Source organism: Amycolatopsis sp. NBC_01488, from assembly GCF_036227105.1.
GTDB lineage: Bacteria > Actinomycetota > Actinomycetes > Mycobacteriales > Pseudonocardiaceae > Amycolatopsis.
On record NZ_CP109434.1, the window covers coordinates 8,299,873 to 8,315,807 of the forward strand.

Here is a 15,935-nt window from a genome sequence, read left to right on the forward strand (position 1 = left end):
CCGGCGGCCGGCTCGGCCACCATGCCGCCACGATCGTTTCTGCGCCGAACAGAACGACGACACAACAGTTCGACTGAACCAACCGCGCACCTCCCGGTGCTCGGCACGTGCGCGGCGCCGTCGGGCACACTGGGGGCATGCCTCGCAGCTCCCCCGCCCTCGACGCGACGGACGTCGACGCTGTCACCGACGCCGTGCTGACCGCCTCCCGCCTGCTGGTCGCGGTTTCGGCCCGCTCGATCGCCGCCGCGGGCGACACGATCACGCTGCCGCAGTTCCGGCTGCTGGTCGTGCTGCAGACGCGCGGACCGCTTAAGCACGCCGACCTCGCGGAGTACCTGCAGGTCACGCCGTCGACCGCGAGCCGGATGGTCGACCGGCTCGTCACGGTCGGCATGGTCGACCGGCAGCACAGCACCGTCTCCCGCCGGGAGATCGTGCTGGCGCTGACCCGCGAGGGCACGAAGGTGGTCCGCCAGGTGACCGCGCGCCGGCGCAAGGAGATCGCGAAGATCGTCGCCCGCATGCCCGACGAGGCCCGCCACGGCCTGGTCGACGTCCTCACCGCCTTCACCGAGGCCGGCGGCGAACCGCCCGCCTCGGCCGTCGCTCCCGAAGCCGTCTGGACCTGACCCGCCGCCACCGGAAATCGGGGCGGCGTCACGCCCGTGTGTGCTGCCCGGAAAGCGCGGAGAGCACCGCCTGGTGCGTGAGCCAGCCGGTCAGCCGGTGGTCGCCGTCGAGCACCGGCAAACCGGTACCCGGCGCGTTCGCCAAGGCGGTCAGCGCGTCGGCGAGCGATGTCTCGCAGGTGACCAGGGGCGGCAGTTCGGCCAGCTTCCCCACGGTGCCGTCGTAGTCGTCCCCCAACGCCTCGGCCACGGCCTGCGCCGTGACACAGCCCTGGTAACGGCCGTCTTCGTCGATCACGGGCAGGATGCCGTGGCCGGACACGGCGAGGTCGTGGGCGGCCCGCTCCAGCGAGGTACCGGCGGGAAGAGGTCCAGGAAGCGGCTCGGCGACCGCTTCGACCGTCGTCGCGGCGAGCCGGCGTTCCTGCGGGTGCCGGTCCAGGTCGACGCCGCGGCGGCGCAGCTTGAGCGTGTAGATCGTGTCCCGCGACAACGTCCGGCTCGTAGCGGTGGCGATGACGATCGCCGTGAGCATCGGCAGGATGATCGTGTACTGGCCGGTCAGCTCGAACAGCACGATCACCGCCGTGATCGGCGCCCGGGCCGCACCGGCGAACGCCGCGCCCATCCCGACCAGCCCGTACACGCCGGGTGACGCGGTCAGCGACGGCAGCCACGCGTGCACCACGATCCCGAACGCCGTGCCGCCCATCGCCCCGATGAACAGCGACGGCGCGAACACCCCGCCGGAGCCGCCGATGCCGATCGTCAGGCTCGTCGCCACGATCTTCCCCACCAGCAACAGCAGCAGGAACCCGATCAGGTACTTGCCTTCGACGGCGTTCTGCAGGACGGGGTAGCCGACGCCGTACATCTGCGGCAGCACCAGCAGCAGCCCGCCCAGGAGCAGTCCGCCGGCCGCGGGGCGCAGCCATTCGGGGCCGCGCCACACCCGGTCGCAGAAGTCTTCGATCCGGTACAGGACCCGGGTGAACAGGACACCGCAGGCGCCCACGACCACCCCGAGCACGACGAACAGCAGGTACTCCACCGGGTTGCGCAGCGTGAACGGCGGCAGGTCGAGGAACGCGGTGTTCCCGAACGCGGCCCGGCCGACCACGCCGGCGGTGACGCTCGCGAGCACGACCGCGCCGAAGGATTCCGCGGCGAAGTCGCGCAGGATCAGTTCCATCGCGAAGAACGGTCCCGCCAGCGGGGCGTTGAACGTCGCCGCGATCCCGCCCGCCGCACCACACGCGACCAGCACCCGCAGCCGGGACTCCGGCAGCCGCGTCACGCGGCCCAGGGTCGAGCCCAGCGCCGAGCCGATCTGCACGATCGGGCCTTCCCGCCCGACCGACCCGCCGGACCCGATGGTCAACGCCGAGGCCAGCGCCTTCACCGCACTCACCTGAGCCGGAATCCGCCCGCCACGCTCAGCGACCGCGTACATGACCTCCGGCACGCCGTGACCGCGGGCTTCCGGGGCGAACCTGGACACCAGCGGCCCGTAGACCAGCCCGGCCACCACCGGCGCCAGCAGCAGGAACCACGGCCCCAGCTCCGGGAACCACGGATGGGCGGCCCGGCCCGCGTCGGAGTAGTCGGCGTGGCCGGAGAACAGCCGGGTGAACGTCGTGATCAGCCAGCGGAACGCGATCGCGCCGAGGCCGGCACCGGCGCCGATGAGGACGGCCAAGCCGACCAGGCCGCTCCGGCTTTCCCGCACCCACCTCCCGACCGGCTGCCGGACCGGGACCGGAACGCGCCTGACCGCCATGCTGTTACCTGTAGACACTGTTGCAGTATGCAATACTTGGTTCGATCACACGACGCGACCCCCTGTCTGCGCCCGCAAACAGCGAAACCGGCGGGGAGGGCGCGTCAGGGCGTCCTGGTGGTCAGTGATCCCGCCAACCGCCAGGTGCGCAGCCGTTCGCGAGCGGATCGCATGCCGGACTGGATGAGGACGATCTCCGTGGCGCCCGCGTCGAAGTACCGGCGCAGGCCCGCCGCCACCGTCCGCTCGTCGCCGATCAGGGCGAGGTCGGCGGCGTGGGCGGCGCCCTCCAGGTCGAGGATCCGGCGGTACGACGGGATGTCGCCGTAGTAGCCCAGGTGCACCGCGGCGATCTGCCGGACCGGGCCGGGGTCGTCGGTGACCACCGCCGGGACCGCGGCGATCACGCGGGGTGCCGGGCGGCCGGCGTCGGCGGCGGCCTTGGTCAGGGTGGGCACGATGTGCTCCGCGAGCGCGCGCGGACCGGCCAGGAACGGGAGGGTGCCGTCCGCGAGCTCGCCCGCCACGCGCAGCGCCTGCGTCCCCATCGCGGCGACGACGATCGGGACGTCGCCGCCGCCCGGTACCGCCGTCGGCAGGGGCGGGCAAGCGGTGAGGGTCTCGCCGTCGAACAGCGGGCGGCGGCCGCCGAAGATGTCGCGCAGCACGGTCAGGGACTCGCGCAAGGACGTGATCGGCGGCGGGTATTCGAAGCCGAACGCCGGTTCCAGCAGGCTCTGCACGCCCAGGCCGAGCCCGAGGGTGAACCGGCCGCCGGTGGCCGCCTGCGCGGTCTGCGCCTGGGCCGCGAGGTGCAGGGGGTGACGCGGGTAGAGGGGCACCACGGCGGTGCCGACGGCGAGGCCGGGCACCTCGCGCCCGGCGAGGGCGGCGAGCGTGAGCGCGTCGTGGTCGAACAGCTGGGAAAACCACACCGAGCGCAGGCCGGCGTCCGCGGCCTCCCGCGTCTGGGCGAGCAACTCCTCGACGCTGTTGGCGACCCCGGACAGGTCGCCGGCGGGCAGGGCGGCACCGATGGTCATGGGGTTCCTCTCGAGTCGGGCTTCTCGGGCGCGGCAACCGGCGGCGCCGCGTTCCTGCGAGTTCGTGGCGGATCAGGCTTCTTCGGGGTAATCGGACTCACGTCGCCACGAGATCGGGCGCGGACGCGGCAGGCGGCGGTGCCCGGCGCGCCCCGCCGACCGGGCCGCACCGTCGGGCTGGGCGCGGTCGGCCGCCAGGTCGAACTGATTGCGCCCCAACGCGATGCGCGGCGACGCCGTGCGGTTGCCGACCTCCGGCAGCCGGGACACCGGGGCGAGCGGCACCGGCTCGGCGGTGCCGGCCGCGCGGGCGCGGTCGACCCCGGCGAGCACCTGGCGGACCAGTTCGTCCCAGCTCACGCCGCCGGCCTGCTCGCCGGCGGTGAGCGCGCGGGTGATGCGGCCTGCCGCGTCGGCGAACCGGCTCTCCCGGACGGCGAGCTCGCCGAGCGAGCGTTCGAGCGCGGCTTCGGCCTGCCGGTCGCCCGCCGGGACCACCGCGCGCAACGCCGTTTCCCCGCTTTCGCGCCAGTCCGCGTACCGGCGGCGTTCGCCGGCCAGGTCGGCCACCGCCAGCGCGAGTTCGGCGCAGTAGCGGGCTTCGCCGGCGTCGGCGGCTTGACGCACCGCGGCCAGCAGGCCGGTGTGTTCGCGGTCGTACCAGGTGTGCGGGTCGCCGGGGCCGGACGGCACCGGTGTCCGCGGCAGCCCCTCGGCCGCGGTACCCCGGGCTTCGTCGGCCAGGTGCAGCCATGCGCCGAAGAGTCGTCGTGACGCGGCCGCCTGTGCCTCGATCGGGTGCGCCGCAAGCAGTTCGAGTGCGAGCAGCCGGGTGAGCGCGGGCAGCCGGTAGCGGGTGCCGGCCACGTCGACGAGGCGGGCGTCGACGAGGGCTTCCAGCGCGTCGGCGGCTTCGGCCGGGCCGAGGTCCGCGAGCGCCGTCGCGGACCACCCCGGCCAGCTGCCGGCGGGAAGCAGAGCCAGCCGGGCGAACAGGTCCCGGGTCGCCGCGGGCAGCTCGTCGAGGCCGCGCCCGACGGCGGCGCGGACGCCCGCCCCGAGCCGGCCGAGCCGACGGTCCTCGGCCCGCAGCCGCGCGACGGCCTGGGCCAGCGTGCGGCCGGGCCGGGCCGCGACGTGCGTGGCCGCCTCGGTCACAGCCAGCGGCACCCCGCCACACAGCTCGACCAGCTCGACCGCGTCGGACAGCTCGGCGGACACGCGGTCCTCGCCGACGAGGGCCGACAGCAGCTCGACGCCCTCAGCGCCGTCCAGCACGTCGAGCTCGGTCACGGCCACGCCGGGCAGCGACGCGACGCGGGCGTGGGTGGTGACGAGCAGCCGGCAGCCCCGGGCGTCCGCGACGAACGGCGTGACGCACGACAGGCTCGTGACGTCCTCCAGCACGGTCAGGACCCGGCGTCCGGCGAGCACCCCGCGGTACAGCGCGGCGCGGCCGGCCAGCTCGTCGGGGATGTCGGTCGCGGGGACGCCGAGTGCGTGCAGGAACCGCGCCAGCACCTCGGCGGCGTCCTCTTCGGCCAGGCGCGCGCAGAGCACCCCGTCCGGGAAGGCGGCCGCGGCACGGTGCGCGGCCTCCGCCGCCACGGCGGACTTGCCGACCCCGCCGCGGCCGGCGAGGACGGTGACCACCGCGGCGCCGGGACCGTCGTCGGCGAGGCCGCGCCGCAGCCGGGCCAGCAGGCGGTCGCGGCCGGTGAAGTACGGCAGGCGTGCGGGCAGCATCCGCGGGGCCACCCAGCCGGCCGCGGGCGCCTCGCCCGAACCGGCGAGAATCTCCTGGTGCAGCTCGCGCAGCGCAGCGCCGGGCTCCAGGCCCAGTTCGTCGACGAAGCGACGGCGCACCGCCCGGTAGGCCGCGAGCGCCTCGACCCGGCGGCCGCAGCGGTGCAGCGCGGTCATCAGCTGCAGCACGAACCGCTCGCGCAGCGGATGTTCCTCGGTCAGCACCGAGATCTCCCCGACGACCTCGCGGTGCAGGCCCAGCTCCAGCTCGGCGTCGAGGCAGTCCTCGAGCACCTCCACGCGCCGCTGCGCGATGCGGACCTGGTGGGCGCGCACGACCCCGCTGTCGATACCGGTGAGCGGTTCCCCGCGCCACAGCGCCAGCGCTTCGCGGAACGCTGCGCGCGCTTCCTCCGGCCGCCGCGCGGCCCGGCCGCGCGCCACCAGCGCCTCGAACGCGTGCAGGTCCAGTTCTCCGGGCGCGAGGTCGAGGCAGTAACCGCTGCCGCGCGCGGAGATCCGTTCCCCCAGACCGGCTTTCGCCAGCGCGCGGCGCAGGGCCGACACACAGGTCTGGACCTGCGCCCGGGCCGTCGCGGGCGGCGCGGCGCCCCACAGCGCGTCGAGCAGCGCCTCGAGCGGCACCACGCGGTTGCCGTTGAGCAGGAGCAACGCGAGCACCACCTGCTGGCGGCGCGCGGTCACGACGGCGGGCTCACGGCCGTGGACCTGCAACAGGCCCAGCACGCGGAAACCGGGATCGGGCGCGGGATCGGCTTCTCTTCGGGGACTCCGGGTGGCGGAGCCCCCGGCCCGAGGCGAAGCCCCGGTTGTCGCAGCGACGGCGCGGAGCACGGGGGCTCCGGAGGTCGGCAGAGTGGTCGGCACGGTGGTCTGCACGGTGTTCCTCCGGGGTCAGACGAGGACTTCGGGCGGCGCCGGGTGCCCGAGGAAGGCGGTGGGGCTGGCGGTCAGGCCGTACGCGCCGGCCTGGAAGATCGCGATCAGGTCGCCGATCGCCGCACCCGGCAGGGAAACGCGGTCGCCGAGCAGGTCGAGCGGGGTGCACAGGCAGCCGACCACCGTGACCGTCTCTTCGGGACCGCCGGGTGCGGACGCGAGGGCGAGCGGGTAGTTGCGGCGGATGGCCTGGCCGAAGTTGCCGGACGCGGCCAGCTGGTGGTGCAGGCCGCCGTCGACGACGAGGAACGTCGTGCCGCGCGAGACCTTCCGGTCGACCACGCGGGTGAGGTACACCCCGGCCTCCCCGACGAGGTAGCGGCCGAGCTCGATCACCACGCGCGCCTCGGGGAGCGCCGGCCGCAGCGAGACGTCCAGCAGCTTCGCCAGGTTCTCGCCGACCTCGTCGAGGTCCAGAGCGGTGTCGCGGGCGGTGTAGGGAATGCCGAAGCCGCCGCCCAGGTTCACCGACCGCACCGGGCCGGGTGCCGCCTCCGCGAGCTGCAGCACGAGGTCAACGGTCGCGCGCTGGGCCTCGCAGAGGCTTTCGGCGCGCAGGTTTTGGGAGCCGGCGAAGACGTGGAAGCCCCGAAAATCGAGTCCCGCGGCGCCGACCTCGGCGAGCACGGCCGGCACGCGCTCGGCGTCGATGCCGAACTGCTGCGGACCGCCGCCCAGACGCATGCCGGACCCGCGCACGGCGAAGTCGGGGTTCACCCGCAGCGCCACGCGCGGGGTCAGGCCGAGGCGGTCGCCGGCCTCCCGCACGCGGGCCAGCTCGGTGGTGGACTCCAGTTCGACCGTGACCCCGGCGGCGACCGCGCGGGCCAGCTCGGCCGCGGTCTTGCCGGGCCCGGCGAAGCTGATCCGCTCCGGCGGGACGGTCGTGTCGAGCGCCTGCCGCAGCTCACCGGCCGAAGCGACGTCGAGGCCGTCGACGAGGCCGCTGAGGTGGTGCAGCAGCGCGGGCATGGGGTTGGCCTTGACCGCGTAGCTCAGTTCGACGCCGTCGGGCAGCGCGTCCCGGACCCGCTCGACGCGGGTGGTGACGAGCGAGCGGTCGTAGGCGAAGAAGGGGGTGGTGCCGACCCGCGCCGCGAGCCGGTCCACGGGCACGCCGCCCACGGTGAGCACACCGCCGGCGCGGCCGAACGGCGCCGCGGCTTCCGTCGTGTTCGCCATCGCTTTCCTTTTCTTCGAGCACGGGAAATAGCAACCGGAAAAGGCACCGCCGTCGGTTCCCGAGCGGTACGGGGACCACTGAAGCAACTACCCACCCACCCGGGCATGGGTAGTCCTCACCCAGATTCGGAGGCGGGGTGGGGAACGCGGCACCCAGGTGTACCTGCTGTGTCCGAGCGGTCACCGGAGTGACACCACCCAGGTCGGACCGTCACCACATTTTCGCAGGTCAACGCGATTGACCACACCGTTCGGCGCAGTCACCCACCCTCACTGCTCCAGGCGGGTGGCCCGCTCCGGTGGCAGCTTCCTGCCGTCGCCTGCCTGCCACCGCCGAACCGGGAAACACCCCTTGACGAACGGGGTGCGCAGCACGCACGATCGGAATCCACCGGCCCCCGGGTAATTTCCCGGAACCGTCAGCACCACGCGCATTCCCCGATTTCCGGATCCCTTCCGACGATGGGTGAACTATGTCTTCCCTGCCTGCTCCCGGTGAGCCGATCGCGGTGGTCGGCATGTCCTGCCGGCTGCCCGGCGCGACCGGCCCGGCGCGGTTGCGCCGGCTGCTGGCCGAAGCCCGCGAAGCCGTCGGCGAGGTCCCCCCGGGCCGGTGGCCGGACGGCGACGGTTCCGGGCGCGGCGGCTTCGTGTCCGATGTGGACGGTTTCGACGCGCCCTTCTTCGGTGTCTCCCCGCGGGAGGCCGCGGCGATGGACCCGCAGCAGCGGCTGGTGCTGGAGCTGGCGTGGGAGGCGTGCGAAGACGCCCGGATCGCGCCCGGCACGCTGCGCGACAGCAGCACCGCGGTCGTCGTCGGCGCGATCAACGGCGACTACGCGCTGCTGCACGACCGCCTCGGCGCCGGGCCGCACACGCTGACCGGCACCCACCGCAGCCTCATCGCGAACCGCGTCTCCTACCTGCTCCGGCTGCGCGGCCCGAGCCTGACCGTCGACTCGGGACAGTCGTCGTCGCTGGTGGCGGTGCACCTGGCGGCCGAGCAGCTGCGCCGCGGCACCGCGGCCGTCGCGCTCGCCGGCGGGGTGAACCTGAACCTGCTCGCGGCTGGTACGGACACGGTGGACCGCTTCGGCGCGCTGTCTCCGCAGGGGCGCTGCCACACCTTCGACAGCCGCGCCGACGGGTACGTCCGCGGCGAGGGCGGCGGCCTGGTGGTCCTCAAGAAGCTGAGTGCCGCGCTCGCGGACGGCGACCGCGTCCACGCGGTCCTGCTGGGCGGCGCCGTGAACAACGACGGCGGCGGCGCCGGCCTCACCGTGCCGCGGGCCGAGGCGCAGACCGAGGTGATCCGCCTGGCGTGCGCCGACGCGGGTGTCGCGCCGGCCGACGTCCAGTACGTCGAGCTGCACGGCACCGGCACGCCGGTCGGCGACCCGATCGAGGCGGACGCCCTGGGCGCCGCGTTCGCCGGGGACCGCCCGGAGCCGTTGCCGGTCGGTTCGGTGAAGACGGTGGTCGGTCACCTCGAAGGGGCCGCCGGCATCGCCGGGCTGCTGAAAGTACTGGTGTGCCTGAAAGAACGCCGCCTCACCCCGAGCCTGAACTTCGCCACGCCGAACCCGGCGATCCCGTTCGACACGCTCAACCTCGAGGTCGTGCGGGAGGCCCGGGACTGGCCTCGGCCGCAGGACCGGCTCGTCGCCGGGGTCAGCTCGTTCGGCGTCGGCGGCACCAACTGCCACGTCGTCCTGGCCGAAGCCCCGGCGGTTCCCGAGCCCGAAGACGTCGCCGTCGACGACGTCCCGCTGGTGCTCTCGGCGCGTTCGGCCGCCGCCCTGCCCGCCCAGGCCCGCGCGCTCGCGGACCACCTCGCCGAGCACCCCGAGTTGGTGCACGGCGACGTCGCCCGGTCGCTGCTGCGCACGCGGGACGTCTTCGAGCACCGCGCGGTCGTGTTCGACGATCTCGCGTCGCTGGCCAACGGCACTCCTTCCGAGAGCGTCGTGACCGGGCGGACCGTCGACGGTGGCGACGTCCTCGTGTTCCCCGGGCAGGGTTCGCAGTGGCCGGAGATGGCCCGCGCGCTGCTGCGCGACTCGCCCGTGTTCGCCCGCCGGCTGGCGGAGTGCTCAGCCGCTTTGACTCCGTTCCTCGGTGGGGAACTCCTCGACGGCCTGCGCGACGGCACCGCCGACCTCGACCGCGTCGACGTCGTCCAGCCCGCGCTCTGGGCGGTGATGGTGTCGCTGGCGGAGGTCTGGCGCGACGCAGGGCTCACGCCGTCGATCGTGGTCGGGCATTCCCAGGGCGAGATCGCCGCCGCGACCGCGATCGGCGCGCTGTCGCTGGCCGACGGCGCCCGCGTGGTCGCCTTGCGCAGCCGCGTGATCGCCGGATTGCCGCGCGGCGGCGGGATGATGTCGGTCGGCGCGTCCGAAGACACGATCCGGCCGCTGCTGCCCGCCGGGGTGTCGGTGGCCGCGGTGAACGGCACCCGGTCCGTCGTGCTGTCCGGCCCGTCCGACGCGTTGGCGCGCCTGCACACGATGCTCATCGGGGACGGCTACCGCGCGAAGATCCTGCCGGTCGACTACGCGTCGCACTCCGCCGCGGTGGACCCGCTGCGGGAAGAGATCCTGAAGCTCCTGGCTCCGGTGCGGCCACTGTCCACTTCGGTCACTTTCGTCTCGGCGCTCACCGGCGAGCCGTTCGACACCGCGGGACTCGACGCCGAATACTGGTTCGAAAGCCTGCGCCGCCCGGTCCGGTTCGCCGACGCGACGGCCGGAGCGCTGGCCGCCGGCGGCGCGCGGTTCGTCGAGTGCAGCCCGCACCCGGTGCTGCTGGGCAGCGTCGAGGAGACCGCCGAAGCGCACGACCGGACCGTGGCCGTGGTCGGCACGCTGCGGCGGGACGACGGTGGCGGCGACCGTCTCCGGCGCAGCTTCGCCGAGGCGTTCGTCGCCGGAGCCGGGTTGCGGTGGGAGGTGCCCGGCGACCGCTTGGTGGACCTGCCGACGTATGCGTTCCAGCGGACCCGGCACTGGCTCGGCGAAGAAGTCGCCGCCGCACCGGTCGCCGTCGATCCGGCGCAGGTCGCGGACCTGGTGCTCGCCACGGCCGCGGCCGTCCTGGGGCACGCCGACACCGACGGCATCGACCCCGCGTGCACGTTCAAGGACCTCGGCTTCGACTCGGTGAGCGTGGTCGAGCTGCGCACCCGGCTGCAGGCCGCCACCGGGCGCAAGCTGCCGACCACGCTGCTGTTCGACTTCCCGACCCCGAACCACCTCGTCGCGCACCTGCGCGGCCGGTCCGGGACCGCCGAGCCCGCACCGGAGATCGCGCCGCGGCAAGGCGACCCGATCGCGATCGTCGCGATCGGCTGCCGCTTCCCCGGCGGCATCACCTCTCCCGCCGAGCTGTGGGACCTCGTCGCCGCGGGCGGTGAGGCCGTCACCGAGCTACCCGCGAACCGCGGCTGGGACCTCGACACGCTCCTCGGCGACAGCGCCGGACCCGGCTCGTGCGCCACCCGTTTCGGCGGGTTCCTGCACGACGCCGACCAGTTCGACCCCGCGTTCTTCGGCCTGAGCCCGCGCGAGGCCCTGGCCATGGACCCGCAGCAGCGGGTGCTCCTGGAGATCAGCCACGAGGCGATCGAGCGCGCCGGGCTCGAGCCGGATGCGCTGTCCGGGACCGACACCGGCGTGTTCGTCGGCGCGATGGCCATGGACTACGGCCCCCGGCTGCACGAGCCGACCGGCCTGGTCGACGGCCACCGCCTCACCGGCACCTCGCCGAGTGTCGCGTCGGGCCGGATCGCCTACACCTACGGGCTGCGCGGGCCCGCGCTCACCGTCGACACCGCGTGCTCGTCGTCGCTGGTCGCGATCCAGCTGGCCGCCGACGCACTGCACCGCGGCGACTGCTCGCTCGCGCTCGCCGGCGGCGTCACCGTGATGGCCGCGCCCGGCAACCTCGTGGACTTCACCCGCCAGAACGGCCTTTCCGCCGACGGCCGCGCGAAGGCGTTCTCCGCCGACGCCGACGGCACCGCCTTCGCCGAGGGCGCGGGCATGCTCGTGCTGGAACGCCTGTCCGACGCCCGCCGCCACGGCCACCCGGTCCTGGCGCTGCTGCGCGGCGGCGCGACCGGCTCCGACGGTGCCAGCAACGGCCTCACCGCCCCGAACGGCCAGGCGCAGCAACAGGTCATCCGCCGCGCACTCGGCGCCGCCGGACTGTCCACTAAGGACGTCGACGTCGTGGAGGCACACGGCACCGGCACCGCGCTGGGCGACCCGATCGAGGCACACGCGCTGCTGGCCACCTACGGGCAGGACCGCGAAACGCCGTTGTGGCTCGGTTCCCTCAAGTCCAACATCGGCCACACGCAGGCCGCGGCCGGCGTCGCGGGCGTGATCAAGATGGTCGAGGCCCTGCGGCACGACACGATCCCGCGCACCCTGCACGCCGACGTGCCGAGCCCGCACGTGGACTGGGCGAGCGGCCGGGTCGAGGTGCTCTCGGAGGCCCAGCCGTGGCCCGGCCACGACCGCCCGCGCCGCGCCGCGGTGTCGAGCTTCGGCATCAGCGGCACCAACGCGCACATGGTGCTGGAGTCCGCGCCCGCTGACGAGCCGACGTCGGGCGGGCTGCACGCCCACACCGGCACCGCACTCCTCACCGGCGCCGCGCAGCTGCGGACCCACGCCGAGACTCAAGCGGTGCCCGCCGAACAACCGGCGCCGGCCGCCGCCGGGCCGCTGCACGCCCATACCGACACCGCATTCCGCACCCACGCCGCGCAGCTGCGGACCCACGCCAAGACCGAAACCGCGCTGGCCGCGCCGATGCCCGCCGCAGCGCCGGCGCCGGCCGCCGCCGGGCCGATGGTCTGGCCGCTGCACGCCCACACCGACGCCGCCCTCCGCACCCAAGCCGCCCGGCTGCGCGCCTACGCCGAAACCGCGGCCGACGACGACGTCGTCGCGACCGCCGCGGTGCTCGCCCGCCGCCGTCTCGGCGCCTGCCGCGCGGTCGTCGTCGCCGACGACCGCGCCGAGCTGGTGGCCGCGCTCGCGGCCCTCGCCGACGGCGCCCCGCATCCCGCGCTCGTGACCGGCACCGCAGCGGGTGACGTGCAACCGGTGTTCGTCTTCCCCGGCCAGGGCGCGCAGTGGCCGGGCATGGCCGCCGAGCTGGTCGCCGCGGACTCCGAGTTCGCGCGGCTGCTCACCGACGCCGCCGAGGCGCTGCGGCCGCACACGGGCTGGTCGGTGCTCGACGTGCTCACCGGCGCCGACGGCGCGCCGGACCTGGAGGGGACCGAGGTCGTGCAGCCGGTGCTGTTCGCCGTCATGGTCGCCCTCGCCGGACTGTGGCGGGCCGCCGGGGTCGCACCGGCCGCGGTGGTCGGCCACTCCCAGGGCGAGCTGGCCGCGGCCGTCGTCGCCGGGGCGCTGCCGCTCGCCGACGCCGCCCGGATCATCGCCGTGCGCAGCCGGCTCCTCACCGCCGAACTGGACGGCACCGGCGGGATCCTCGCCGTCGGCCTGCCGGTGGCGCAGGTCCGGGAGCGCCTGGAACCGTGGGCCGGGCGCCTGTGGCCGGCCGTGGACAACGGCCCGGCCGGCACCGTGGTCGGCGGCGAACTGGCCGCGATCGAGGAGTTCGCGGCCGCCTGCGCGGACGTCCAGATCCGGCGCACGCCGGTGGCGTACGCCGCGCACACACCGCACGTCGAAGCCATCCGCGACGCCCTGCTGACCGAGATCGGCGAGCTCGCGCCGGCCGACACCGCGACCACGATCTGCTCCTCCTGCACCGGCGGCTTCCTGCCGGGCTCGGCGCTGACCGCGGGCTACTGGTACCGCAACCTGGCCGAGCCGGTCCGGTTCGACGCCGCCGTGCGCGCCTTCGCCGGCTACCGGCGGCCGCTGTTCGTCGAGGTCAGCCCGCACCCCATCCTCGCGGGCGCGGTGCAGGAGATCCTGGCCGACGCGGCCGTCGACGGCACCGCCGTCGGCACGCTGCGCCGCGGGGAAGGCGGGCGGCGGCGGTTCCTGCTCGCCCTCGCCGCCGCGCACGTGCGGGGCGCCACCGTGGACTGGCCACGGCTGCTCGGCCCGGTCACCCGCCACCCGGACGTCCCGACTTCGGCGTTCGACCGCCAACGCTACTGGCTGACCGACCGCACCGGCGGCCTGCTCGCCGCCGCCACCCCGGTCGCCGACGGCGACGGCCTGGTCGCCACCGGGCGGCTCTCGCTCACGTCGCTGCCGTGGCTGGCCGGGCACGCCGTCCGCGGCACGGTCCTGTTCCCCGGCACCGGGTTCGCCGAGCTGGCCCTGGAAGCGGCGGCCGCCGCCGGCTGCGGGAGCGTCGAGGACCTGACGCTCGAAGCGCCGCTGGCGCTGCCCACGGCGGGCGCCGTCGAAGTCCAGGTCGGCCTCGGCTCAGCGGACGACGGCGGCCGGCGTCCGCTGACCGTCCACTCGCGACTCGGCGACGGGCCGTGGACCCGGCACGCGACCGGCACGGTGCGCCCGGAGCAACCGACCGCCACTCCCCTGCTCACCTGGCCGCCTGCCGGGGCGCAGCCGGTCGACCTCACCGACGCCTACGCACACCTGGCCGAACGCGGCTACGAGTACGGGCCCGCGTTCCAGGGCCTCACCTCGTTGTGGCACGACGGCGACGACCGGTACGTCGAGGTGGAACTGGCCGCCGAGGGCGAGTTCACCGCGCACCCCGCGGTGCTCGACGCCGTGCTGCACGCGCTCGTGCTCGACGGCACCGAGCTGCTGCTCCCGTTCTCCTTCGGCGGCCTGCGGGTCACCTCGCCGCTGCCGGGTTCGGTGCGGGCCCGGCTGGCCGGCTCGGCGACCACCGGCGTCGAAGTCACCCTCTACGACACCGCCGGCACTCCGCTCGGCGGCGTGGAGTCGCTCCTGCTGCGGCCCGGCGCGGTGCCGGGTGCGACCGCGGAGCTGTACCGCGTGGAATGGACGCCGGCCGTCCTGGGTGACGGTGCCGACCGCGAGTGGACGGTGATCGGCACGGAGCTGCCCGAGGTCGTCCCGTCCGTCGTGCTCACCACCGCGCACGAGCTGCCCGCCGTGCTGGACCTCGTGCAGCGCTGGCTGCTCGACGAGCGCTGCGACCGCTCGAAGCTGGTGTTCCTGCAGGACCCGGGCTCGCCCGACGGCGCGCCGGTGTGGGGCCTGGTGCGCTCGGCGATCGCCGAGCACCCCGGCCGCTTCGCCCTCGCGGGTGCCCGGCCCGGCGCCCCGCTCGCCGCGGCGCTCGACGCCGGGGAACCGCAGTTCGCCGTGCGCGACGGCGCGGTGCTCGTGCCCCGGCTGGCCCGGTGCGCCGCCGGACCCTCCACAGTGGACTTCGGCACCGGCACGGTGCTGGTGACCGGCGGCACGGGCGGGCTCGGCGCCCTGATCGCCGAGCGGCTGGTGACCACGCACGGCGTCCGTGACCTGCTGCTGGTCTCCCGTCACGGCGGCGACGTCCCGCCGCGGCTGGCCGGGCTGAACGCGCGTGTCCGGGTTGTCGCGGCCGACGTCGCCGACCGGGCCGCGCTGACGGCGGCCCTGGTGGGCGAGAGGCTCACCGGGGTGGTCCATTCCGCCGGTGTCCTGGACGACTCGACCCTCACCGGGCTCACGCGGGCGCAACTGGAAACCGTGCTGCGGCCCAAGCGCGACGGCGCGTGGCTGCTGCACGAGCTCACCGAAGACCAGCCGCTGGCAGCGTTCGTGCTGTTCTCCTCGATCGCCGGGGTGCTCGGCAACCGCGGCCAGGCGAATTACGCCGCCGCGAACGCGTCCCTCGACGCGCTGGCCGAGCACCGGTCGGCGCGCGGGCTGCCGGGCGTGTCGATCGCGTGGGGCCTGTGGGACACGGCCACCGGCATGACCGCCGCGATGACCGCGACGGATCGCTCGCGGCTGACCGGCGTCCGGCCGATCACCGAGGCGCAGGGGCTGGCCGCGTTCGACGCCGCGCTCGGGCTGTCCGGCACGGTCGTGGCGTCCACTTGGGACACCGCGGCCCTGCGGGCGGCCGACGAAATCCCCGCCGTGCTGCGGAGTCTCGTCCCGGCGCGGCGTCCCAGCGCCGTCTCGTCCCGGCAGGTTTCCGCCGGCTTGGCCGGGCAGCTCGCCGGACTGGACCGGGAAACGGCCGCCGCGGCGGTGACCGGCTTCGTCCGGACCGAGGTCGCCACGGCGCTGGGGCACCGGTCACCGGCGTCGGTCGAGGTGGCGAAGCCGTTCAGCGAGCTGGGGATCGACTCGCTGACGTCGGTGGAGCTGCGCAACCGCATCGGGGCCGGCACCGGGCTGCGGCTGCCCGCGTCGCTGCTGTTCAACCACCCGACCGTCGAACTGCTGGCCGCGCACCTGCTCGGCGAGCTACTCCCCCCGCCGCCGGACCCCGCGCAGCGGCTGCGCGAGGCACTCGGCGAGGTCCTGCCCGGTGCCGGCGCCGAGGACCGCGTCCGGCTGGCGGACGTGCTGCGGGAGGCGTTGGACGGGCTCGGCTCGGAGCCCGCGCTGGCACTCGCCTCGGACGACGAGCTCTTCGCCTTCATCGACAAGCTCTGACCTT

6 protein-coding genes are annotated in these 15,935 nt (G+C 75.0%); 2 read left to right on the forward strand and 4 right to left on the reverse strand.

Annotation, left to right across the window (positions count from 1 at the left end):
- Positions 1-137: 137 nt before the first annotated feature.
- Entirely contained in the window at positions 138-632 is a 495-nt protein-coding gene (locus OG738_RS39010) for a MarR family winged helix-turn-helix transcriptional regulator (protein WP_329048600.1), read from the forward strand.
- A 28-nt stretch (positions 633-660) separates the two neighbouring features.
- Here the strand turns inward: OG738_RS39010 and OG738_RS39015 are convergent, their stop codons facing one another.
- The 4 genes from OG738_RS39015 to OG738_RS39030 all read right to left on the reverse strand — a co-directional run bounded on the left by OG738_RS39015 (position 661) and on the right by OG738_RS39030 (position 7,343).
- Positions 661-2,412: a chloride channel protein gene (locus tag OG738_RS39015; RefSeq protein WP_329048602.1), complete on the reverse strand. Its 1,752-nt coding sequence runs from the start codon at positions 2,410-2,412 to the stop codon at positions 661-663.
- Between the two features lie 104 nt (positions 2,413-2,516).
- Complete coding sequence (locus OG738_RS39020; RefSeq protein WP_329048604.1) at positions 2,517-3,455, reverse strand: TIGR03564 family F420-dependent LLM class oxidoreductase; 939 nt, start codon at positions 3,453-3,455, stop codon at positions 2,517-2,519.
- Between the two features lie 72 nt (positions 3,456-3,527).
- A complete protein-coding gene (locus OG738_RS39025; RefSeq protein WP_329048606.1) occupies positions 3,528-5,948 on the reverse strand; it encodes an AfsR/SARP family transcriptional regulator in 2,421 nt (806 codons plus the stop codon).
- Between the two features lie 168 nt (positions 5,949-6,116).
- A complete protein-coding gene (locus OG738_RS39030) occupies positions 6,117-7,343 on the reverse strand; it encodes a pyridoxal-dependent decarboxylase, exosortase A system-associated (protein WP_329048608.1) in 1,227 nt (408 codons plus the stop codon).
- 473 nt (positions 7,344-7,816) lie between these two features.
- Here OG738_RS39030 and OG738_RS39035 point away from each other — a divergent pair, with 473 nt between their 5' ends.
- Positions 7,817-15,931, forward strand: a complete 8,115-nt coding sequence (locus tag OG738_RS39035; protein ID WP_329048610.1) for a type I polyketide synthase — start codon at positions 7,817-7,819, stop codon at positions 15,929-15,931.
- The last annotated feature ends 4 nt before the right edge of the window (positions 15,932-15,935 follow it).